21 protein-coding genes and 2 pseudogenes are annotated in these 21,048 nt (G+C 69.3%); 15 read left to right on the top strand and 8 right to left on the bottom strand.

Features of this window, described 5'->3' with window-relative positions; translation table 11 throughout:
• From H483_RS26815 to H483_RS40530, 4 genes and pseudogenes are all read left to right on the top strand, one after another.
• The coding region (locus H483_RS26815) for a hypothetical protein (RefSeq protein WP_031264723.1) at window positions 1-899 on the top strand (899 nt) is incomplete at its 5' end.
• Between the two features lie 60 nt (window positions 900-959).
• Window positions 960-1,403 carry a (deoxy)nucleoside triphosphate pyrophosphohydrolase gene (locus tag H483_RS38510; protein ID WP_042329294.1) on the top strand — a complete coding sequence of 148 codons (444 nt, stop codon included), beginning with the start codon at window positions 960-962 and terminating at the stop codon, window positions 1,401-1,403.
• A 245-nt stretch (window positions 1,404-1,648) separates the two neighbouring features.
• A complete protein-coding gene (locus H483_RS39135) occupies window positions 1,649-2,053 on the top strand; it encodes a hypothetical protein (RefSeq protein ID WP_152427900.1) in 405 nt (134 codons plus the stop codon).
• Between the two features lie 15 nt (window positions 2,054-2,068).
• Window positions 2,069-2,359, top strand: a pseudogene (locus tag H483_RS40530) (HNH endonuclease); the annotation flags it as partial.
• 95 nt (window positions 2,360-2,454) lie between these two features.
• Here H483_RS40530 and H483_RS26805 read toward each other — a convergent pair.
• The 6 genes from H483_RS26805 to H483_RS26780 all read right to left on the bottom strand — a co-directional run bounded on the left by H483_RS26805 (window position 2,455) and on the right by H483_RS26780 (window position 6,668).
• Window positions 2,455-3,261, bottom strand: a complete 807-nt coding sequence (locus H483_RS26805; protein ID WP_017836379.1) for a sucrase ferredoxin — start codon at window positions 3,259-3,261, stop codon at window positions 2,455-2,457.
• Window positions 3,262-3,358: 97 nt separating this feature from the next.
• Window positions 3,359-4,588, bottom strand: coding sequence for a cupin domain-containing protein (locus H483_RS26800; protein ID WP_017836378.1), 1,230 nt, complete (start codon window positions 4,586-4,588; stop codon window positions 3,359-3,361).
• Complete coding sequence (locus H483_RS26795; protein WP_017836377.1) at window positions 4,589-4,843, bottom strand: hypothetical protein; 255 nt, start codon at window positions 4,841-4,843, stop codon at window positions 4,589-4,591.
• Window positions 4,844-5,039: 196 nt separating this feature from the next.
• Entirely contained in the window at window positions 5,040-5,570 is a 531-nt protein-coding gene (locus H483_RS26790; RefSeq protein ID WP_017836376.1) for a hypothetical protein, read from the bottom strand.
• Window positions 5,567-5,797 carry a helix-turn-helix transcriptional regulator gene (locus H483_RS26785; protein ID WP_031264721.1) on the bottom strand — a complete coding sequence of 77 codons (231 nt, stop codon included), beginning with the start codon at window positions 5,795-5,797 and terminating at the stop codon, window positions 5,567-5,569. Before H483_RS26785 ends, H483_RS26790 begins: the two co-directional genes overlap by 4 nt.
• A 64-nt stretch (window positions 5,798-5,861) precedes the next feature.
• The gene (locus H483_RS26780) at window positions 5,862-6,668 is read right to left on the bottom strand and encodes an IclR family transcriptional regulator (protein WP_031264720.1); all 807 of its coding nucleotides are present in this window, start codon (window positions 6,666-6,668) and stop codon (window positions 5,862-5,864) included.
• A gap of 165 nt (window positions 6,669-6,833) precedes the next feature.
• Between H483_RS26780 and H483_RS26775 the strand changes: the two genes are divergently transcribed.
• The 7 genes and pseudogenes from H483_RS26775 to H483_RS26745 all read left to right on the top strand — a co-directional run bounded on the left by H483_RS26775 (window position 6,834) and on the right by H483_RS26745 (window position 14,812).
• On the top strand, window positions 6,834-7,700 hold the full coding sequence (locus tag H483_RS26775) for an oxaloacetate decarboxylase (protein ID WP_017836373.1): 867 nt from the start codon (window positions 6,834-6,836) through the stop codon (window positions 7,698-7,700).
• Window positions 7,701-7,703: 3 nt separating this feature from the next.
• The gene (locus H483_RS26770) at window positions 7,704-8,960 is read left to right on the top strand and encodes an aconitase family protein (RefSeq protein ID WP_017836372.1); all 1,257 of its coding nucleotides are present in this window, start codon (window positions 7,704-7,706) and stop codon (window positions 8,958-8,960) included.
• Window positions 8,957-9,496: a 3-isopropylmalate dehydratase gene (locus H483_RS26765; RefSeq protein WP_017836371.1), complete on the top strand. Its 540-nt coding sequence runs from the start codon at window positions 8,957-8,959 to the stop codon at window positions 9,494-9,496. Before H483_RS26770 ends, H483_RS26765 begins: the two co-directional genes overlap by 4 nt.
• Window positions 9,497-9,574: 78 nt before the next feature.
• Window positions 9,575-10,936: an MFS transporter gene (locus H483_RS26760; protein ID WP_017836370.1), complete on the top strand. Its 1,362-nt coding sequence runs from the start codon at window positions 9,575-9,577 to the stop codon at window positions 10,934-10,936.
• A pseudogene (locus H483_RS26755) lies at window positions 10,933-11,865 on the top strand (NAD(P)-dependent oxidoreductase). Before H483_RS26760 ends, H483_RS26755 begins: the two are co-directional and overlap by 4 nt.
• A gap of 212 nt (window positions 11,866-12,077) precedes the next feature.
• A complete protein-coding gene (locus tag H483_RS26750) occupies window positions 12,078-12,971 on the top strand; it encodes a formylglycine-generating enzyme family protein (RefSeq protein ID WP_017836367.1) in 894 nt (297 codons plus the stop codon).
• A gap of 107 nt (window positions 12,972-13,078) precedes the next feature.
• Window positions 13,079-14,812, top strand: a complete 1,734-nt coding sequence (locus H483_RS26745) for a sulfatase-like hydrolase/transferase (RefSeq protein WP_017836366.1) — start codon at window positions 13,079-13,081, stop codon at window positions 14,810-14,812.
• Between the two features lie 67 nt (window positions 14,813-14,879).
• Here the strand turns inward: H483_RS26745 and H483_RS26740 are convergent, their stop codons facing one another.
• Window positions 14,880-15,914 (bottom strand): aspartate-semialdehyde dehydrogenase, encoded by a 1,035-nt coding sequence (locus H483_RS26740; protein ID WP_017836365.1) that lies wholly within the window; start codon window positions 15,912-15,914, stop codon window positions 14,880-14,882.
• 388 nt (window positions 15,915-16,302) lie between these two features.
• On the opposite strand from H483_RS26740, the gene H483_RS38125 reads away from it, so the two are divergent.
• Entirely contained in the window at window positions 16,303-17,301 is a 999-nt protein-coding gene (locus tag H483_RS38125) for an endonuclease domain-containing protein (RefSeq protein WP_017836364.1), read from the top strand.
• Here the strand turns inward: H483_RS38125 and H483_RS26730 are convergent.
• Entirely contained in the window at window positions 17,280-18,542 is a 1,263-nt protein-coding gene (locus tag H483_RS26730; protein ID WP_031264716.1) for an aspartate kinase, read from the bottom strand. The two genes, H483_RS38125 and H483_RS26730, sit on opposite strands and share 22 nt — an antisense overlap.
• A 71-nt stretch (window positions 18,543-18,613) precedes the next feature.
• Between H483_RS26730 and H483_RS26725 the strand changes: the two genes are divergently transcribed.
• The 3 genes from H483_RS26725 (at window position 18,614) to H483_RS26715 (ending at window position 21,036) form a co-directional block, all read left to right on the top strand.
• Window positions 18,614-19,558 carry a DMT family transporter gene (locus H483_RS26725; RefSeq protein WP_031264715.1) on the top strand — a complete coding sequence of 315 codons (945 nt, stop codon included), beginning with the start codon at window positions 18,614-18,616 and terminating at the stop codon, window positions 19,556-19,558.
• Window positions 19,559-19,646: 88 nt separating this feature from the next.
• Window positions 19,647-20,498 carry a trypsin-like serine protease gene (locus H483_RS26720; RefSeq protein WP_081615125.1) on the top strand — a complete coding sequence of 284 codons (852 nt, stop codon included), beginning with the start codon at window positions 19,647-19,649 and terminating at the stop codon, window positions 20,496-20,498.
• Between the two features lie 73 nt (window positions 20,499-20,571).
• Window positions 20,572-21,036 (top strand): GNAT family N-acetyltransferase, encoded by a 465-nt coding sequence (locus H483_RS26715; protein ID WP_017836360.1) that lies wholly within the window; start codon window positions 20,572-20,574, stop codon window positions 21,034-21,036.
• The last annotated feature ends 12 nt before the right edge of the window (window positions 21,037-21,048 follow it).

Genomic DNA, 21,048 nt, shown 5'->3' with positions numbered 1-21,048 from the left:
CCAAACCCTCAAATACTCAGTTCTCGGATGCACTCGAGTCGCGGTCGCTGGAGCCGGCGGTGGGCGGTTACCGGATCGAGGTGATCGACCCGCTGCGGTCGTTGCGCCTGATCTGCGAGCACCCGGATCTGTCGATGGACCTGACGTGGGAGGGGTCGTTCGAGGCGGTGCTCGAGGACCGGCACGTCCTGCTGGAGGGCACGCGCCCGATGCTGGACGCGAGCCGGTTCGCGCAGGTGGGCAGCTGGTCGGGGACGCTCTCGGTCGACGGCCGCGACTTCCGCGTCGACCCCGACGTGTGGCTCGGCACCCGGGACCGCTCGTGGGGGATCCGCCCGAGCGGCGAGTCCGATCCGCCGGGGCGGTGGGCCGCCGAACCGCGCGAGGGGTTCTGGTGGACGTACATTCCACTGCGCTTCGACGACTACGCGATGGTCGTGATCCTGCAGGAGAGCCCCGACGGGCACCGCACTCTGAACCACGCGAGTCGGGTGTTCGCCGATGGGCGGATCGAGCGACTGGGCTGGCCGCGGCTGGAGGTCGACTACCGCAGCGGCACCCGCCACCCCGAGTGCGCGCGGGTGCACCTGACCACTCCCCGCGGTGAACCGCTGTTGCTGGAGGTCGAGACCCTTGGCGGGGTACCGCTGAGCATGGGCGCGGGCTACGTGGGCGACCCGGCGTGGTCACACGGACGCTGGATGGGACGCGACTGGAGCGAATCGGTCACCTATGACATGACCTCCCCTGACGTGGTGGGCATGCTGCCGTTCAACGTCGTGGACCACGTTGCGCGCGCGACCTGCAACGGCGATGTGGGCTGGGGGCTGTTCGAGCACGCCAACATGGGTCGGCACGAACCGTCGGGGTTCGGCGGGTGGGGGGATATGGCGGAGTAGTCGCGGCTACTGCGGCTATGGTCAATTCCCGAATGAGACGCAGGCTAAAAGGGGAGCTCTATGCCGCGTATCGAAGTAGTGGCAGCGGTGTTCTATCGGGATGGCAAGGCGCTCGCCTGTAGACGTGGGCCGGGCAAGCCCGCGGCGGGCAAATGGGAGTTTCCGGGTGGAAAGATCGACAACGACGAGACTCCCGAGTTCGCCTTGGCCCGCGAGATTCGGGAAGAGCTTGGAATCTCAATCTCGGTCGATGGTCTCCTCGACAGGACTATGACACCGGTCGGCGATCTCGATATAGATCTGGCCTGCTACCTTGTCTCGTCCAATGAAGAGCCCTCCCACAGCACCGATCACAACGAACTGCGCTGGCTTTCCCTCGACGATCTATCAGCCCTCGACTGGGCGTCTCCAGACCTACCCGCCGTCGCTGCGCTCGAACGACACGCATCGCGCCAATACGGTTCTCCAACCGGGCAACGGCGACCCGGAACGGACCTAGCTTAACGAAAGCTCACAAAACCGGGTCAAGAGAGATCCGTCCTGGCATGCTTTGTCACATGTCAGATCTGCCACTTGAGCTAAGCAAGCGCGAGTCTCTGATGCACACTCTCGCAGCGGAATTTGCATCGAGCCCGACCCTTTCTCGCGAATGGCTTAACCAGGTCGATTTTGGCTGGGGGCCCGAACGAATTGTGAACTCGTACAAAGGGATTTGGAACCCGCGTTCATACGCTGCGACACTCACTATCGTGAGTGACCCCGATAGTGAATATGATGATGGCGACCATGGAGATTCGCTCTATCGCTACTCTTACGAAAAACAGCGCTCGGACCAGGACCCGCAAGGGGGTTCAAATAGGAAACTGCGCGAAGCAATGAAACTCGGCCTACCCATTGTGATGCTTCGAAAAGTAGCTACCGGACAATTTGTGCCGATCATGCCTGTGTATGTTGTCAAAGACGAGCCGGAACACCAGCGCTTCCTCTTGGCGCTCGATGAGAGCCTTCGCTTCCTCCCTGACCCCTCACATTTAACCGATGACCAGAGGCGATACGCAAAACGAGTAGTACGTCAGCGGCTGCATCAACCGGAGTTTCGTGCGCGCGTGCTCACCGCCTACGGCGAGAGGTGTGCTGTTTGCGTACTAAAGTAAGGTCCCCTCTTAGACGCAGCACATATAACAGCAGATTCGGAAGATGGGGGTCAACCGCTTGTTACAAATGGACTCTCCCTCTGCAAAATTCACCACGCAGCCTACGACGAGAACATTCTGGGCATCTCACCTGACTACACCGTCCATATAAACAAAGACGTGCTTGCGGAAGTAGACGGCCCGATGCTGAGCCACGGCCTGCAGGAAATGAACCAGCGGAATCTCTGGTTGCCCAAACGTGGTCCCGATAGACCCGACAGGGAACGCTTGTCAGCCCGCTATGACGAGTTTAAGAGCGCCGGCTAAAACACAGCTTAAAAGCTGGTTGCTAATTCGCTTTGTTCCATCGGCGTTCCACTCATCCGGGTTGGGTGCGTACTCCGATTTCAGCTCCTCTCTGATCAGTCTCGGAGTTCGACCAGCTCCCACTCCTTCACCGGCCCAGCCGTACGCGCCTGACACATCGTGAAGATCGGCTCGGAGTAAGTCTCTCGCAACCGCACTTCGATTGGGCCGTGCGTGTCCTCGAGAGTGACGTCGACGAGCCCGTCTGTTTCAACGACGCCCAGCGGCGCGTAGGCATCGATCCGGTCGTCGCCGAGCGCCGAACGGGCGTGGTGCTGCGCGACCTGCACAGCTGCCGGGTAGCTGCTGCGGCCACGGAGGTGGCGCGGTTCGACCCGACCCTCCGTGTAGCGGTCGATGATGTCCGCGGGATCCTCCGCCAGGTCGACGCGGCCGTAGAAGAGCCCGTGCGGCAGGACGATCATCGTCGCCGCGAAGCGGTCCCCGCCCAGGTGGGAGCACTCCCAGGTCGCCTCCGGGTACCGGTCGGCGATCAGCGACGTGGCTCGTCGTCCGCGGACAGCGCAGCACTGGTCGTGCTTGCCGTGGGCGCACACGGCGACCAGTGGCTCCGCTGACGGGGTGCCGGCGGAACCGTCGAGGGGGATCTCGGCGTACCCGACCGGTCTGTCGACCTCGCCCCACCGCAGCGACTCCTGCCCGGGGCGGGCATCGGCGAGAGCCCATCGCCACCGTCGCTGATTAGGACGCTTACCGGGCCGGCGGATCGCCGCGACCCGGATGTCGGCAGCCTGTGCGCGCTGGGCGATCTGCCGACCCAGCTCGGGCGGCAACAGCGCCGGCGACTCGAGCAGCGCCGAATGCCCCCAGGGGCCGCAGAGCTCGAGCATGAGCCAGCGCATTCCCCGCGAGCCTGAACCCTCTAGACGGTCGCCCCGTCGCAGCGCGGACACGCTGCACGGTTCCCAGTCCGCAGGCCTGGTCACAGGATCACCGCCCTCACAGCGCCACCAGCACTGCCTCCCGCAGCAACCGCCGGAGAACCACCAGGCCGTCCGCCGCATCGAGACCCGGCAGCGAACCGGCGCTCACGGGAGCGCCCTCGAGGACGGCGTGCAGGGCGGGTGCGCACACCACCGGGAAGGAGATCGACTTGGTGGGCAACTTCAGCACGACAGTGTCCGGATCGGCGCCGTCGGAGCCGTTGTAATCCACCCGCCCGTGCAGCCCGTCGCGCCACTGCACCCGGGTCTGGGGGTCGAGGGCAGCGACGGCGTCGAGGGTAGCCAGCGGCCGGACCGGGGCGGGTCGAGTGAGGTCCAGGTACTTCTTCGCGAGCGCGTCACCGGCGAGATCGCTGAGCTGATCCTGCCTCTCGGCGATAACCCGGGCCAGTACATCGAGAACCTCGCGGGCGTGCGGCTCGGCTCGAGCGGCGTCGGCAGGGGCGAGCCCGAACGGCAGCGACGCCCGCAACTCCTCCTCCGAGGCCAGCGACTCGATCACGGCCTGTGCCATGTCGTGCCCGGTGAGAGGGGCCACGCCCACGGTGAGGTGGATGGAGGTGTCGCCCTGCGCCTCGGCGGAGTGGACCCAGCCGCGCGGCAGGTAGAGGCAGTCCCCCGGCTCGAGCACGGCGTCGATCACCGGCTCGTCCCCTGAACGCTCGGCGATCGCCTCGCGGTGATCGGTCCACGGCTGATCGGACAGCGGGTGATGGTGAACGGGCTCGTGCACGCGCCACCGCTTGGTGCCCGAGACCTGGAGGACAAAGACATCGTGGACGTCGTAGTGCGGATCAAACCCGCGATTCGCACGCGGGGTGACGTAGGCGTTGGTCTGCACCGGGTGGCCGACATCCGAGGTCATGCCGCGGACAAAGTCGATGATCGGCGGCCAGAACCGGTGCAGTCCCTGCAACACGAGCGTCGCCCCGGCGGCGTATTGCGTGAGCACGCCGTCGGGGTCGAGCTGGTCGGCGATCTGCGCGCCGAAACCCGCGGAGCCGGTGAAGCACGACCGGTCGACGAGCGTGCCCTCCCGAGCCATTCGCACGAAGGGTGTGCGGACCCCGCGTTCGGCGATGATTTCGTCGACCATCGCCGGCGACAGCAGATCGGAGTAGTCGCGTGGCAGCTCGGCCGCCCGGGTCAGCAGGGGCCGCTGACCCCAGACCCGGGCGGCGAAATCGTCAGAGCTGCACGCGATGCACCGATGAAGTGCGCGCAATTACTGCGTGCCGTCGGCGCCGCCGTCTGCACCGTCCGGGTTGGAGCCGCCGTCGGCCAGGCCCTCGCCGGCGTCCGCGGAGCCGTCGGCGCCGCCGTCATGGCCGTCCGGGTTCGAACCGCCGTCAGCGGTGCCCTCGCCCTTGCTGGCCGAGCCGTCGGCACCGCCGTCGTGTCCACCGGGGTTGGAGCCGCCATCGGCGACACCCTCGCCTGAATTAGCGGTGGTCGTCATGTCGTCGTCGTTGATAGCCATGTGCGATCCTCTCGTCGGCGCAGGCGCTGACCTGCGCGGATTCGTGCGGTGTCGCCACGTATCCGGATTGGCCCGGACACGATGGGGCTTGCCGTTCCCACTATGCCACCGGAACTGGACAGGGCACGACCGGTCGGAATCGCGCATCGGCGCGCCCCCGCACCCCGGCCCGCGATGAGGACCATCCACGCTGCTGTTACTTCCCGCGGTTGGCCTTGCGGTAGCTCACGACCGACCCGATCATCCCGGCGACGGCCCCGATCATCCCTCCGACGACGGCGCCCTGGGCCGCCCCACCGAGCAGACCGTCCCCCGGCGTGACCGTGACGGACGGGGTGGGCAGGAGCGGCTGACCGGCGAAGACGGTGAAGGCCATCGCGGCGAATGTGAGAGCGACGAGCGCACACCCGCCGACCATGGTGATCAGCGCCGACCTGGCACCGGATTTCTCGGCGAGGGCATTGAGGTGCACTCCCCGCCGTCGCGCGTACCACTGCGTCGCCGCCGCGGGCAGGATCGTGAGCACGAGGAGCACCGTGGGGAGCAGGATCAGACCGAACGCCGCCGAGACGACCGCCCCTGCCAATCCCGCGTACAGCCCGATGGTCAGGCCGAACGAACTCGCCTCCATGAAGACCGTGCGCTCCCGCTCGTCGCCGTACGCCGGGCTGTCGAGGTTCATCACCCGGTCCGACCACCGGTCGAACACACTGTCACGCTGAGTCATCGCGGTTCCTCCTCCAGAATGAATAGCTCTTCGACCGACCGTTCCAGGGCCCGCGCGATGCGGATCGCCAGGTACACCGACGGCGAGTAGTCGCCCCGCTCGACCGCGATGATCGTCTGCCTGCTGACGCCCACCGCCTCGGCGAGCTCGGCCTGGGTGACACGCTTGTCTTTGCGGTACTCCCTGACCGGGTTCGGCCCGGCCACGTCGGACTCTCGAGCTGCCATGCAGCGATGTTAAGCGGGCTTGACTTTAGATGTCAAGAGTAGTTGACCCAAGCTCGGGCCTCGATCACCCTCGCGCGGCCTGCAGCGCAGCCGAGATCCGGTGGGCCGCTCGCGTGACGTGCGCGATCTTGGACTCGAGGACCTCGCCGGAGAAGTTCTCGGAGCGGCCCCCGATGCTGATCGACCCCAGCACGGACCCGACGTCGTCGAGGATCGGCGCCGCCACGGCGGACACGCCCTCGAGGAAGTCGGACTCGCTCACCGAGTACCCGGCGGCGCGCACCTCATCCAGATGCGCGGCCAGGTCGCCCGGCTCGTGCACTGTGCGGGAGGTATAGGTCTGCAGCCCCGGCCGGATCCAGGTGTCCCGCAGCTCCGGGGAGTGGGCCAGCATCGCGACCGGGCCGGCCGCGGCGTGGTACGGCAGGACGGTCCCGATGTTGATCCCGGCGACGACGAGGCTCCCGCTCCCCTCCACCTTGTCGATACACACGGCACCCTCGTCCGCCGGGACCATGAGGTACGCCGTGTCGCCGAACTCCGCGGCCAGCCCCGTCATGAACGATCGCGCGGCCGAGCGGATGTCGAGGCCCGCCAGGGCCGACGCCCCGATCTCGAACAACCGCACGGTCACCCGATAGCCGCCGTCGGGCGTGCGGTCCACCCACCCCGCGTGGATGAGGGTCGCCATGAGCCGGTGCACGGTCGTCTTGTTCATGCCGCTGACCTCGGTCAGCTCGGTGAGCGTCCACGTGGAGCGGTCGGCCCCGAAGTGGTCGAGGAGCGCGCAGGCCTTGAGGAGCGCGCCCACCAGTTCCCTGCTCTGCGGCGCGTCTGATCCGGACGACGGGGGCCTGGGCGAGCTGGGCACGGGGAGGTCCTGTTCTGTCCGGGTGACGGGGTGACCTCGTCCATCGTAGGCAGCCGACCTCGTGGCCAGCCCGCGCGCCCGCACTTGACATGTGACGCGGACCACGTTTAGTTTCGTATCGCATTACGAAATGCATTCCGCTATACGAAATGGAGGTGAGCCCGGATGACCGCGCCCACCCTGAAGCACCTCACATCAGAAGGGGTCGTGTACGCGCCGGGCGTCTGGGACGGACTGACGGCGCGCCTGGCCGAGCAGGCCGGCTTCGACGCACTGTGCGCCTCCGGCTTCGCGATCTCCGCCGCCCTGGGGCTCCCCGACGCCGAGCTCTACACGATGAGCGAGAACCTCACCGCGATCCGCTCCATCACCGCCGCCTCCGCACTCCCCGTGGTCGCGGACATCGACACCGGCTACGGCAACGCCGTCAACGCCGCCCGCACGGCGACGATGTTCGTCAAGGCCGGCGTGCAGGGCATGTTCATGGAGGACCAGGTCTCTCCCAAGTCCTGCCCGATCTGCGTGGGCGACCCCGTCGACCTGATCCCCGTCCCCGAGGCCGTCGGCAAGATCCGCGCCGTCCGCGACAACACCCCGTACGACGTCCTGCTGATCGCCCGCACGGACGCCACCGGCGACGAAGCCCTCCGACGCGGCCGGGCCTACGTCGAGGCCGGCGCCGACATGATCATGCCGGTCACCAAGACCTTCAGCACCGTCGAGGAATGGCAGCGCTGCCACACCGAGGTCGGGGTCCCCCTCATGGCCACACTGACCGCGTCCACCTGGACGGAGCGGGAGTTCACGCCCGAGGTCCTGGATCAGATCGGCGTGCGGCTGGCGCTTCTGCCCACCCAGCTGCTGATGGCCACCACCGGCGCCGCCCGCACCGTGCTGGGTCGCCTCGCGGCGGGTGAACCCCCCGCCGAGGTGAGCGCGGACGCGATGGCACACCACGAGTTCGTCGAGATGATCGGCTTCCCCGAGGTCGAGGCCATGCAGAACGAGTACCTACCCGCGAAGGGGGCATGACCGATGGGCTTCACCATCGCGGAGAAGATCCTCGCCAGGACCACCGACCAGGCCACCGTGCACGCCGGGGAGAACCACGCCGTCCGGCCCTCGCGGATGATCGCCTACGACTTCCCCGGGTACACCGACGTCATGTTCCGGCAGATGCACGAGGACTTCGGCATCACCCGGCTGGAGGACCCCGGCCGGTACGTCGTGTTCATCGACCACATGCTCACCAGGAAGGACCAGCGGGAGACCGAGGTCCACCAGGTGACCCGGGACTGGTGCGAGTTCTACGGCATCGAGCTCCACGAGGCCGAGGGGATCGGCCACCAGCTGACCGCCGAGCTCGGCCTGGCGACCCCCGGTGACTTCCTGGTCCACTTCGACGGCCACATCAGCGGGGTGGGCGCCTTCAACGCCCTCGGCTGGGGCATCCGACGCGACCTGATCGAGGCCTGGGTCACCGGGCAGGTGCACGTGGACATCCCCCGGACCACCCGGTTCGAGCTCACGGGGACGTTCCCTGACGGGGTGGACAGTCGCGATCTGGTCCACACCATCATCGAGCTGGTGGGTGCCGACGGCTGCGCCCACCAGGTCATGGAGTTCGGCGGTCCCGGCGCCCGGGACATGGCGATCGACCACCGGCAGGGCCTGTGCGGGATGGCGATGTTCACCGGCGCGGTGTCGGCGATCTTCGAGCCCGACGACGTCTCGATCGCCTACGCCGGCGAGGTCGCTCGCGGGGAGTTCGAGCCGGTCTACCCCGACGCCGACGCCACCTACGCCGCGCGCCACAGCATCGACCTGTCGACGCTCGTGCCCCGCGTCGTCCGGCCGGGCTCGGCGCGCGTGGCCAACACCTCTACGGCCGCCGAGCTCGAGGGCACCCCCATCACCCGGGCCTTCATCGGGTCGTGTGCCAGCGGACGGATCGAGGACCTCCGGGCCGCCGCCCTCGTGCTCGACGGGCAGAGGGTCGCACCGTCGGTCGAGCTCAACATCGTCCCGACGTCCAAGAAGGTGTTCGCCCAGGCCGAGGCGGAGGGGATCCTCGACGTCCTGCGCACCGCCGGGGCGACGATCGCCGAGTCGAGCTGCGACTTCTGCTTCGGTTACCAACAACCGCTCCAACCCGACGAGAACTGCATCTCCACCGGCGTCCTCAACATCACCGGCCGGATGGGCAGCCCCGAGGCGAACATCTACATGGGCTCGCCCTACACCGTGGCCGCCAGCACGATCACCGGCACCATCGGGGAGGCGTCCCGATGAGCGCGTACCCGCCGCCGCCCGACGTCATCACCGGTCGCGTCGCCTGGGTCTTCGGGGACGACTTCGACATCGACCTTGTGGTGGGCGTGGCCAACATCAAGACCTACGACCGCGAGCTCCTGCGGTCGGCGTGCATGCAGGACTTCGACCCCGGCTTCGCCGAGCGCGTCCGCCCCGGCGACATCGTCGTGGGAGGCCGGAACTTCGGCTACGGTCACCCGCACTACCCGCCGATGATCGCCCTCCGGGACCTGGGGATCGCCGCCGTCGTCGCCGAGTCGTTCTCCCCCGGCTTCTGGCGGGGCGAGACGTTCAACGGGATGCCCCTGATCACCATCCCGGGAGTCACCGCGGCGGTCACGCAGGGCGACGAGATCACACTCGACTGGCGCACCGCGACCCTGGAGGCCACCACCGGCACCCGGATCACGGGGAGCCCACCCAACCCTCGTACCGTCGCGATCATCGAGGCCGGCAGCTCGTACGACCTGCTGCTGGCCGAGCACGCCCCCGCGGGGACCTCATCACCGGCCTGACCCGGCCTTCCCCCCTGCCCCTCCCCGCTACCCCTCACTGCCACCCCTAACCCTCCTGACCTGCAAGGACGCGACACCATGACCGACGTTCACCAGCCGCAGTACCACGCCGCGGCAGCCCCTCCTGGCGCCGCCCACCCCACGGCGGACGCCCCGCAGCGCACCCCCGACCCCCGGCTCACCCGCCGGGCGGCGCTCGCCGGCGGGGTCGGCACCCTCATCGAGTACTACGACTTCGCCGTCTACGGCTTCCTGGCGATCTTCATCGCCCCGCTCTTCTTCCCGTCGCAGGATCCGGCCGCGTCGATCCTGTCGACCCTGGCCGTCTTCGGTGTCGCCTACGTGGCACGACCGGTCGGCGGCATCTTCTTCGGCCGCCTCGGTGACCGGATCGGCCGCCGGACGGCGCTCATCGCCAGCGTCGTGGCCATGGGCGTGGCCAGCGGCATCCTCGGCATGCTCCCGACCCACGCCGCCATCGGCGTCGCCGCCCCGATCCTGCTCGTCCTGGTCCGCCTGGCGCAGGGCTTCTCCGCCGGCGGTGAGATCGGCGGCGCGGCGACGTACATCGCCGAGACCGTGCCCGCCAGCCGCCGCGGCTTCTTCGGCTCCTTCACCCCGATCGGCGCCACCCTCGGCTTCGCGGTGGCCGCCGCCGTCGTCGGCCTGGTCACCCTCATCGTCGGCGAGGAGGCCATGGCATCGTGGGGTTGGCGCATCCCGTTCCTCCTGGCCCTCCCCCTGGCCTTCGTGTGCCTGCGCATCCGGATGAAGCTCGAGGACACCCCGGAGTTCGAGGCGATGGCCGAGAAGAAGGAGGTCGTCAAGAACCCCCTACTCGGCGTCCTCCGGGACCACCCGTGGTCGGTGGCCAAGGTCGTCGGCGTCGCGGTGGCGATGAACGGCTCGGGCTACATCGCGCTGACCTACTTCAGCGTCTACCTCACCAACGACCTCGGCTTCAGCAAGAGCGCCGTCTACTGGACCTCCGCCATCGCGATCGCCTGCGCGTGCGCCACCTTCCCGATCAGCGGCGCCCTCACCGACCGCTTCGGCCGCAAGCCCGTGCTGATCGCCGGGTACCTGTCCTACATCGTCATCGCGGTCCCCGTGTTCATGCTGCTCGGCGCCACCCAGAGCATCCTCGTGGTGGGTCTGGTGTACTTCGTCTACATGGTGCTCAACGGCGTGGTCCAGGTGCCCGCGTTCCCACTGTTCACCGAGCTCTTCGGCCGCCGCGTCCGCTACACGGGCGTCGCCCTGGGCTTCAACATCGGCACCATCATCGCGGGCGGGACCGCCCCGTACTTCGCCGCTCAGCTCGTCGCCTGGACCGGCAGCGGCATGGCGCCCGCATACTGGGTCATCGGGGTCTGCCTGATCGGGCTCCTCACCGTGTCCACCATCTCCGAGACGGGAAAGAAGGCCCTGCCGACATGAGCCTCACCCCGGGTGACGCCACCGGCCTGCGCGTGGCCGTCGAGCCGACCCGCGACCCCCACCTCGTCGACGCGGTGGAGGGCGCGGGCGGCTCGGTGGTGTCGCTCGACGAGGCCCGGGCCCTGGTGTGGATCGGCGGCCCCGACGGGTTCCCGGCGCTTCCCGACCACGTCGAGTGAGTGGCGCTGAGCACCGCGGGCATCGAGCACTTCGTCGCCGCGGGCATACTCGACGAGCACCGGACCTGGACCAACGCCTCCGGCTTCTACGCCCGTGGAGTCGCCGAGCACGCGCTCGCCCTGCTGCTGGCGGGCACCCGCCAGGTGGTCCGCTCAGCCCACACCCGCTGGGACAAGGACGCCGTCGATCCGGCCGTCCGCACGCTCCGGGGCGCCTCGGTCGCGATCATCGGCGCCGGCGGCATCGGGCGCGAACTCGTGCCGCTGCTCACCGCCTGCGGTGCGCGGACCCTCGCCGTCACCAGGTCCGGCCGCCCGGTCGAGGGAGCCGCCCTCACCGCCCCGGCCGAGCGCACCGACGAGGTGCTCGCGCAGGCCGACCACGTGGTGCTGGCCGCGCCCGACACCCCGGAGACCCGTCACCTCATCGACGACCGCACATTGGCGCTGCTGCGCCCGCACTCCTGGATCGTCAACGTGGCCCGCGGGCCCCTCATCAACCAGGCCGCCCTCTACCGCGCGCTCACCGGCGGCCTGATCGGCGGCGCCGCGCTCGACGTGACCGATCCGGAACCGCCCGCGCCCGACGACCCGCTGTTCGGCCTGGACAACGTGGTGATCACCCCGCACGTCGCCAACCCGGCAGGGCGGCTCACCGAGGAGATGGCCGGGCCGCTCGCGGAGAACCTGCGGAGGTTCGTCGACGGCGAGGACCTGCTGTCCGTGGTCGAGTACGGCCGCGGATACTGACGTCCCCCTGGGGGCGCGGGCGGGTCCTCGTCGTCGTCCTCCCCTGCGCCCCTCGTCGTCGTCACGACACAACCGCCCGGCGCCGCCACAATGGTGGGATCATCCGGTGACCACGTCGTCGCGGGTCGACGCCGTGGTCCGCGCTCCGACAGCGGAGCGGCACACGGCTGGCGCCGAGCAGCGAAAGGCACCCCATGAGCACCGCGAGAGACATGGTGTACCTGACCGGCGGCCAGTTCGTCATGGGCAGCGACCTCGACTACCCGGAGGAGCGGCCCGCGCACGCGCGTCGGGTGGGGGGATTCCACATCGACCGGGCACCGGTGACCACCGCGCAGTTCGCCGAGTTCGTGCAGGACACCGGCTACGTCACCACCGCCGAGACCGCGCCGGACCCCGCCGACTATCCCGACGCCGACCCCGACCTCCTCGTGGCCGGGTCGCTGGTGTTCACCCCGCCGGCCCACAGGGTGCCCCTCCACGACTTCCGGCACTGGTGGGCCTACACGCCGGGCACGACCTGGCGCCGTCCGCAAAACGACGGTGCCCCTGCGCACGACGACCACCCGGTCGTCCACGTCTCCCTCCACGACGCGCGGGCCTACGCGCAGTGGGCCGGGCTCGAGCTGCCGACGGAGGCCGAATGGGAGTACGCGGCCCGAGGCGGGTCCGGCGGAACCGGCTTCGCGTGGGGTGACGAGTTCAGTCCGGGCGGCCGCGTCATGGCCAACACCTGGCACGGCGAGTTCCCCTGGCAGAACCTGGATCCACACGGCCACACGCGGACCAGTCCGGTCGGGAGCTACCCGGCCAACGGATTCGGACTGATCGACATGATCGGCAACGTCTGGGAATGGACCGACTCCCCCGCGACCGCGTCGCATCACCAGGCCGCGGACGGGCCGGTCACGAGGCCGGGTTCGTCATCGTGTTGCAGCCCGAGCAGCTCACCCGCTCCCAGCATCCAACCCCGCCGCGTGATCAAGGGTGGATCCCACCTGTGCGCGGCGAACTACTGCCGTCGCTACCGACCGGCGGCCCGTCAGGGCGAGGACGCGGACTCCTCCACGTCCCACCTCGGATTCCGCTGCATCAGGCGAACGTGAATAAATGAGCAATTCCTTCATATCGCACTGAACCGGGTCTAGGGTTGGCTCCACGCGAGGGGTCGATCCACGGCGCCATCGCGTCCGCGGGACAGGAGCCTCTCCCCATGAGCCACGCCGACCAGGGACTGGACGCGATCCGCGCCGTGACCCACGAGCTTCCCCGCCGCGACTTCATGCTCGGCACCGCCGCGACCGTCGCCGGCGTCTTCGCCTCCACCGGCAGCGCCGGCCCCCCACCGACCGCGCAGCCCGCTCCCGACGAGCCTCCGCCGGGGCGCCCGGTCCGGCGACCCAACATCATCCTGTTCATCACGGACCAGGAGCGGGCGCCGATGCACTGGCCCGCGGGGTGGGCCGACGAGAACCTGCCCCACCGCCGCCGCCTGATGGACCACGGGCTCAGCTTCGAGAACGCCTTCTGCGCCACGGCCATGTGCTCGCCGAGCCGGAGCACGTTCTTCACCGGCAAGTACCCGGCCGAGCACGGCGTCACCGCGACCCTCACCGAGGGCGGGACGCTCTCCCCGTTCGAGAACACCCTGCCCACGTCCGAACAGAACATGGCCACGATCCTCGGGTCGGCGGGATACCGCGTGCACTTCCGCGGCAAATGGCACATCAGCAAGGGCGCCGACGGTGGCAGCCCCTCCCCGGACGACATCGCCGACTACGGATTTCTCGGCTGGCAGGGCCCGGACTTCGGCGGCGACACGGCCGTGGAGAACTTCGGCGGGGGATGTGTGGACAACGACGGCAACGTCATCGACCAGGCCGTCGAGTTCCTGTCCACCGTCGAGCAGAGCGAGGAGCAACCGTTCGCCCTCATCATCTCCCTGGCCAACCCGCACGACATCCTGTCGTTCCCCAAGTCGTGGGACCAGCAGGACGGGGAGTGCGACAACTACGGTTCCGCGGCCCCCGGCGCCTTCCTGCAGGGAATCGACCTCCCGCCGTCGTACACCGAGCGGCTTGCGCTCAACCACAAGCCCTCAGCCCAGGTGCAGTCCCAGCTCCTCATCGCCGGCGGCCTGGGGCCCCTGCCCACCGAGCGGGGCGCCCGCGACTACGCCAACTTCTACGCCTACCTCCACACCGTGGTCGACCAGCACCTCGGGACCGTGCTCGACGTTCTGGACTCACGTCCCGAAGTGCGCGACCGCACCGTCCTCTTCCGCATCTCCGACCACGGCGAGATGGGCATGTCCCACGGCGGACTCCGGCAGAAGGCCTTCAACGCCTACGACGAGACACTGCGGGTCCCGCTGATCGTGAGTAATCCGGTCATGTTCCCGCAGCCGGTGCGGACAGACGCGCTGGCGTCGCTGGTCGACCTCATGCCCACCATGGCGGAGCTCGCGGAGGTCCCGGATCCCGGCGCCTGGACCTTCCGCGGCACGAGCCTCGCGCCCGTGATCGCCGCGGCCGTCGCCACCCCGGCCACGCCCACCGTGTCGGTGCAGGACAGCGTGATGTTCACCTTCGACGACCAGAACGCCGCCGCCGCGAACGGACAGGACATCGTCACCCAGCCCAACCACATCCGTGCGATCCGGGATCAGAGGTACAAGTACGCCGTGTACTTCGACCCGGCCGGGGCCGTACTGCCCCAGACCGAGTTGTACGACACCTTTGTCGACCCGGACGAGCTCCGGAACCTCGCCGACCCCACCGCCCCGCTCCAGTTCCGCCCCGACCTCGTGGCCATGATGCAGGCGAGGTTGATGGAGAGGATGCAGGAGACGCACACCATGCCCGACGTGTGGCCGACGGGCTCGGTGACCGGTTCGCTACCGGGCACGGGGTCGGGCTCGGTACCGCTGCCCGCGCCGATGTCCTGAGAGCACGTCCACCCGAGCCGGGCGCCGCGGCGCGATGCCGCAGCGCCCGAGCCGGTAGTCCGACCGATTACTTGACCAGCAACTCCGCGATCTGGATGGTGTTGAGCGCGGCGCCCTTGCGCAGGTTGTCGCCCGACACCATGAGGTTGAGCCCGCGATTGCCCTCGATCGAGAAGTCCTGCCGGATGCGGCCCACCAGCGACTCGTCGACGCCCGCCGCGTCCAGCGGAGTCGGAACGTCCACCACCTTCACGCCGGCCGCCTCCGACAGCAGCTCGCGCGCCTGCTCGGGGGTGATGTCCCGCTCGAACTCGGCGTTGATGCTCAGCGTGTGACCGGTGAACACGGGCACGCGCACGCAGGTGCCGGCCACGCGCAGCTCCGGCAGACCGAGGATCTTGCGCGACTCGTTGCGCAGCTTCTGTTCCTCGTCGGTCTCCTCGGACCCGTCGTCGACGAGCGCGCCCGCCATCGGCAGCACGTTGAACGCGATGGGCGCGGTGTACGGCCCGGTGTCGTCCACACTCAGCGCCTGCCCGTCGTGCACGAGCTCGTGGCCCGCACCGATATTGCCGGTCACCTGGTCGTTGAGCGTGTCGACTCCCGCGAGGCCCGATCCGGAGACCGCCTGGTAGGTCGAGACGACGAGCCGCTGCAGCCCGGCGGCGTCGTGGAGCACCTTGAGCACCGGCATCGCGGCCATGGTGGTGCAGTTGGGGTTGGCGATGATGCCCTTGGGCGGGCTCTGCGCGGCCTCGGGATTGACCTCGGAGACGACCAGCGGGACGTCGGGGTCCTTGCGCCACGCGCTGGAATTATCGACGACGACGGCGCTGGCCGCCGCGAACCTGGGCGCCTGCTCCTTGGACATCGTGCCGCCGGCCGAGAAGAGGGCGATGTCGATGCCCGCGAGCTCCTCGTCGGTGGTCGCGGCGGTGTCCTCGACCACGATGTCCTCGCCACGGAACGGCAGCGTGGTGCCCGCCGACCGTGCGGAGGCGAAGAACCGCACCTTGTCGGCCGGGAACTCCCGCTCCTCCAGCAGGGCGCGCATCACGCGCCCCACCTGGCCCGTGGCTCCGACTACGGCGACAGTGGTCATCGAAAAGGTCAACTCCTGGTGTTCTCGTGGGCCTGCGAGGGCTCGGCGGTCGGCCGCCCGCGGGTGGGAGCTCCACCCTGCGCTCGGGTCGGCCGATGATCGCCCAGTCTACCGGCCCCGAGAAGGCCCTCCGGCGACTCTCGTCACACCGCCCCCGCGACTCCGCAGCCCACGCCCGATCTCGCATCGCCGACCAACGAGAAGTCTATTCGGCTCACATCGGCCTAAAGGGAGGTGCGCGAAACGCTCTTCTCGACGGGCCGGCGGGCCCGATGCTCCACAGGGCCGGCGGGCCCGATGCTCCACAGGGCCGCCCGTCTCCACAGACTATGCCGAAATCGCGGGAGGGACGAGGGATGCCACGCTCGTCGTCGTCGACGCTTGCCCCATGCGCCCCGACCCGTCACCCCGCCGCACCCGCGACCTCGTCCCCGAACGCGGGCGGCGCCTGCACTCCAGCGGCCTCGTCCAGCACCACCGCGGCCTGTGGGTCCCGCGCACGGCCGACCGCCACCACCCGCTCACCCGGATCACGGCGATCACCGCGCTGTACCCCGGCGCGATCGCGACAGGATGGCTGGCCGCCGACGCACACGGCCACCCGTTCCCGCCGCGGGACTACCCCGACGAGTTCGCGGCCGGCTCGACGCGGGTACGTCGGCCCGGCATGATCGGCCGCCAGTACACGATCCCCCGGGAACACGTGTGCCACCTGACCGGAACCGCGGGTGCCGGCCTGGCCGCGAGCCCCGCATGGGCGCTGTTCGACATCGCGCGGCGAGGTGACCTGACGGACGCCGTCTGCGCGCTGGATGCGGGTCCGTCCATCGGCGTCGACCCGGAGCGCGACGTCCGGCCACTCGCGATGAACCCCCGACGGATCCCCGGCAAACGCCAGGTCCTGGCGGCGCTCGACCTGTGTGACACCGGCGCCCAGTCACCGTGGGAGACCCGGACCCGACTGCTCCTGATGAATCACGGTCTCACGGGGTTCGAGACGCAGGTGCCCGTGCCCGGCCTTCCCTATCACCTCGACCTGGGGCGCCGGGACCTCAAGGTCGGCGTCGAGTACGACGGCGAGTACCACCGCGACCCGGCGCAACACGCCAAGGACCTCACCCGCTGGAACCGACTTCGTCGCGCGGGATGGCTGGTCTACCCCCTCACCACCACGATGGTCACCCGCGACGCGCAGGCGACCGCCGCCGATATCCGGGCCGGCGTCCGCGAGCGCGGACTGACGGCAGCGCGCGGACGAAAAGACAGTTCCGCACACTCGCTCTCGGGCGATGTGTGCGGAACTGTCTTCTCGACTTGGGAGCGCCGGGAGGGGAGCTCCGGGAGGGCGGGGGCGCCGGGCCCGGGTCAGCGGCCGGTGCCGGCGTAGACCTGGGCCTCCTCCTCGCCGCCCAGCTCGAACGCGGCGTGCAGGGCGCGGACGCTGTCGGGGAGCTCGTCCTCGCGGACCAGCGCCGAGATGCGAATCTCCGAGGTCGAGATGAGCTCGATGTTGACCCCGGCCTCGGACAGCGACTCGCAGAACGTCGCGGTGACGCCCGGGTGCGACTTCATGCCGGCGCCCACCAGGGAGACCTTGCCCACGTTGTCGTCGTAGAGCACCTGGTCGATCCCGAGATCGTCCTTGGCCTGGGATAGCACCTCGACGGCCCTGGCCCCGACCTCGCGCGGGCAGGTGAAGGTGATGTCGGTCTTGCCCTCGGCCTTGGAGACGTTCTGCAGGACCATGTCGATGTTGATCTCGGCGTCGGCCACCACGCGGAAGATCTTGGCGGCGTACCCCGGCTGGTCGGGGATCCCGACGACCGTGATCTTGGCCTCCGAGGCATCGTGAGCGACTCCGGTCAGGACTGCGTCTTCCACGGGGATGTCCTCCACTTTTCCGGCCACGAGCGTGCCCGGGTTGGTCGAATACGACGAGAGCACGCGCAGGGGCACGTGGTACCGGCGGGCGAACTCGACGCTCCGCAGGTTGAGGATCTTCGAGCCGACGGCCGCCATCTCGAGCATCTCCTCGTACGAGATGGAATCCAGCTTGCGGGCGTCGGAGACGATCCGGGGGTCGGCGGTGTAGATGCCGTCGACGTCCGAGTAGATCTCGCAGACGTCGGCGCCGAGGGCCGAGGCCATGGCGACCGCGGTGGTGTCGGACCCGCCCCGGCCGAGGGTCGTGACGTCCCGGGTCTCGCGGGACACGCCCTGGAACCCGGCGACCAGGGCGATCTTGCCCTGGTCGAGGGCGTCGCGGACCCGCCCCGGGGTGATGTCGATGATCCGGCTGTCGCCGTGCCTGGTGGTGGTGATGATTCCGGCCTGGGAGCCGGTGAACGAGTAGGCCTCCATCCCGAACGAGCTGATGGCCATGGCCAGCAGCGCGTTGGAGATCCTCTCGCCCGAGGTCAGCAGCATGTCCATCTCGCGCTGCGGTGGGGCGGGGCAGACCTGGTCGGCCAGGTCCAACAACTCGTCGGTCGTGTCCCCCATCGCGGAGGCGACGACGACGACGTCGTTGCCCGCCTTCTTGGTCTCGACGATCCGTTCGGCAACCCGACGGATACGTTCTGCGGACTCCACGGAGGAGCCGCCGTACTTCTGCACTACGAGTGCCACGCGGTCACACCCTTCCGGTGTTGATCGGCTTAACGCAGCCCTACTTTACGGGAGGTGTTTACTCATCATCGATGACAGAAACATGGTTGGCCGTCCTCCTGGCCCTCGCCGCCGCCCTCAGCCAGGCCTTCGGCACCGTGATGCGGCATCGCACCAAGGGGCGCGCCGGCGGCCGGCTCGAGGGCCGGTTCGGCGTCCTGGCCAGCAGATACTGGTGGTCCGGGATGGCGATCAGCCTGGCCGGGTTCGCCTTCCAGGGCGGGGCGCTGGCATTCGGTTCGCTCATCCTCGTGCAGACCATCACCGTCCTCTCACTGACTTTCGCCCTTCCCCTCGGGGCCTGGGTGACCGGCCGCCGTGTCACCAAGACCGAACTGTTCTGGGGGTACGTCCTGGCGGGATGCGTGGTCGTCCTGGTGATCTACGGACGTCCCATGGGGGGCGACGACCACCCGCCCTGGTACGAGTGGGCACTCGCGTGCGCGGGCGGACTCGTGGCCATCGCCGTGTTGCTGCGCCTGTCGCGCAACCGTCGGCGCAACGGCAACCGGGCGCTCCTGCTGGGGGTGGCCGGCGGTCTCGCGTTCGCGTATGTCGCGCTGCTCACCAAGGGTGTCGCCGACCGCTGGTATTCGGGCGGGCTGGTCGAGGTGTTCACCACGGGCGAGGTCTACGGGCTGGTGGCGGCGGCGGTGATCGCGCTGACGCTGCAGCAGATGTCGTTCTCGGTGGGGGCCGTGCACCAGGCGGTGCCCGCCTCGACCGTCACCACGCCCGTCGTGGCGCTGGGGCTGGGGGTGGTGGTGCTGGGCGAGTGGTTCACCGTCGACGGCGCCGAACTGGCGATCCTCGCCGCGACCCTGGTGTTGATGGTGGTGGCCACCGTGCGGCTGGCCAACAAGGAGGTCGATGCCGAGCCACAGCCGGACCCGGGCGGCGCGGGCGGCGCGGGCGGCGCGGGCGACTCGGACGCGGTCGGCCCCGGGGTAACGCGGCCGCCGCCGGTGCCGGGGTAACGCGGCCGTAGCCGCCCGCGATTCCAGAGCCATGAGGACCCACCCCGAGCGGCAGCGCACGTCGATCCCATCACTTAAGCTGAGCCTCATGCGCCTCACCCGCCCCAGTAGCACCTTGAGCAACAGCTGTGCCGCCTTGGGCCAGCGAACCCCCCGCCGCGCACCCCGGCTCGTGGCGACCGCGCTCGCCTCCGCCGCCGCGATCCTCACCCCCCTCGTCGTCTCCGCCCCCACCGCCGGGGCCGTGGTCAACGGCGCACCCTCCGGACCCGCCCCATGGGCCGTGCAGATCACAACGTTCAGCGGCGTCCCCGGAACCCCGTGCTCGGGAGTGGTCGTGGCACCGTACTGGGTGGCCACGGCGAAACACTGCGGGCCCGCCAACCCGACCGCGTACACCCTGGGGTTCGGCAACCAGGCGACCGTGCCCGGAGGGTTCGCCGAGACCGCCTCGCTCGCCAGCCCGCCGATCGTCGGCGCGTTCGGCTCCCTCGACTCCGGCAGCCTCGGGCGCCACACCCCCGTCGCCGCCTACCACGCACCCGCAGGTGACGTCATGCTGCTCAAGCTGGCACATCCGGCGCCGTCGCCGTCGGTCAAACGCGCAGGCAGGGATCCCATACCCGGCGACGTGCTGCGGTTCCACGGCTTCGGCGAGACCACCCCCCGCGGCCAGCGGTCGGCCGAGCTCCGGACTGGCCTCACCCGCCTCGAGCGGATGGAGCCGCGGGCGGGATCCTGGATCGGCCGGTCCCACACCACCCAGGGCGGGTACGGGTTGGGGGACTCCGGGGGGCCCGTGTTCCACGGTGACCTCCTGGTGGGCATCCACTCGGGATCCGACCACACACGCCGCCAGCCCAACGGGACCAATCCGGCCTGGTACGAGTCGATCCCGTTCCAGAACGGGTGGATCAACTGGATGATCGCCAACCGATGACGCAGACGGTCCGGTCGCACCCAGCCCCCACGCTCCCGCACCGGACCGCCCGCGTTTTTGTCACACTGAGCTGATGACCTCGCCGGAGCAGCCGGAGCTCGTGATCCGTCGCGCCTCACGCGGCGACCTCGACCTGGTGCTGTCCGTCGACAACCTGTTCCGCTACCCACCCACCGCGGAGTGGACCCGGGACTTCCTCGACAACGGGTCCAACCTCCTCCTGCTGGCCCTTCAGGACGGGGTCCCGGTGGGGATGCTCGTGGCGGTGGAGACCGGCTACATGGGCGCCAGCCCAGACCTGTTCGTCTACGGCATCCGCGTCAGCGAACCACTGCGGGGCCGTGGGATCGCCCACCGCCTGGTCGACAAGGCCCGCGACATCGCCGAGGAGGCCGGCTGTCGCAGCCTCTGGGGTTCGATGCAGCACGACCGGGACCCGGGCGCGGACTCCCCCCTCACCCCGCCCGAGGCGACGACGGGGGCTGCGGGGTCCACGGGATCCACACAGTCCACGACCTTCGTCATCCCGATTCCGTGACCCGTCCCGGAT

The organism is Dietzia sp. UCD-THP, from assembly GCF_000349585.1.
GTDB classification, from domain to species: Bacteria; Actinomycetota; Actinomycetes; order Mycobacteriales; family Mycobacteriaceae; genus Dietzia; species Dietzia natronolimnaea_A.
Note: the sequence above shows the minus strand (reverse complement) of the source record. Positions and strands in the feature narration are given on the sequence as shown.

Excerpts from the sequence above, each read along its gene's own strand:
- H483_RS38125 (WP_017836364.1), top strand. The coding sequence starts at position 16,303 with ATGCGCCCCGACCCGTCACCCCGCCGCACCCGCGACCTCGTCCCCGAA.
- H483_RS26795 (WP_017836377.1), bottom strand. The coding sequence starts at position 4,843 with ATGGCTATCAACGACGACGACATGACGACCACCGCTAATTCAGGCGAG.
- H483_RS26785 (WP_031264721.1), bottom strand. The coding sequence starts at position 5,797 with ATGGCAGCTCGAGAGTCCGACGTGGCCGGGCCGAACCCGGTCAGGGAG.
- H483_RS26775 (WP_017836373.1), top strand. The coding sequence starts at position 6,834 with ATGACCGCGCCCACCCTGAAGCACCTCACATCAGAAGGGGTCGTGTAC.
- H483_RS26745 (WP_017836366.1), top strand. The coding sequence starts at position 13,079 with ATGAGCCACGCCGACCAGGGACTGGACGCGATCCGCGCCGTGACCCAC.
- H483_RS26720 (WP_081615125.1), top strand. The coding sequence starts at position 19,647 with ATGCGCCTCACCCGCCCCAGTAGCACCTTGAGCAACAGCTGTGCCGCC.
- H483_RS26765 (WP_017836371.1), top strand. The coding sequence starts at position 8,957 with ATGAGCGCGTACCCGCCGCCGCCCGACGTCATCACCGGTCGCGTCGCC.
- H483_RS26725 (WP_031264715.1), top strand. The coding sequence starts at position 18,614 with ATGACAGAAACATGGTTGGCCGTCCTCCTGGCCCTCGCCGCCGCCCTC.
- H483_RS26740 (WP_017836365.1), bottom strand. The coding sequence starts at position 15,914 with ATGACCACTGTCGCCGTAGTCGGAGCCACGGGCCAGGTGGGGCGCGTG.
- H483_RS26715 (WP_017836360.1), top strand. The coding sequence starts at position 20,572 with ATGACCTCGCCGGAGCAGCCGGAGCTCGTGATCCGTCGCGCCTCACGC.
- H483_RS26760 (WP_017836370.1), top strand. The coding sequence starts at position 9,575 with ATGACCGACGTTCACCAGCCGCAGTACCACGCCGCGGCAGCCCCTCCT.
- H483_RS38510 (WP_042329294.1), top strand. The coding sequence starts at position 960 with ATGCCGCGTATCGAAGTAGTGGCAGCGGTGTTCTATCGGGATGGCAAG.
- H483_RS26805 (WP_017836379.1), bottom strand. The coding sequence starts at position 3,261 with ATGCGCTGGCTCATGCTCGAGCTCTGCGGCCCCTGGGGGCATTCGGCG.
- H483_RS26770 (WP_017836372.1), top strand. The coding sequence starts at position 7,704 with ATGGGCTTCACCATCGCGGAGAAGATCCTCGCCAGGACCACCGACCAG.
- H483_RS26790 (WP_017836376.1), bottom strand. The coding sequence starts at position 5,570 with ATGACTCAGCGTGACAGTGTGTTCGACCGGTGGTCGGACCGGGTGATG.
- H483_RS26750 (WP_017836367.1), top strand. The coding sequence starts at position 12,078 with ATGGTGTACCTGACCGGCGGCCAGTTCGTCATGGGCAGCGACCTCGAC.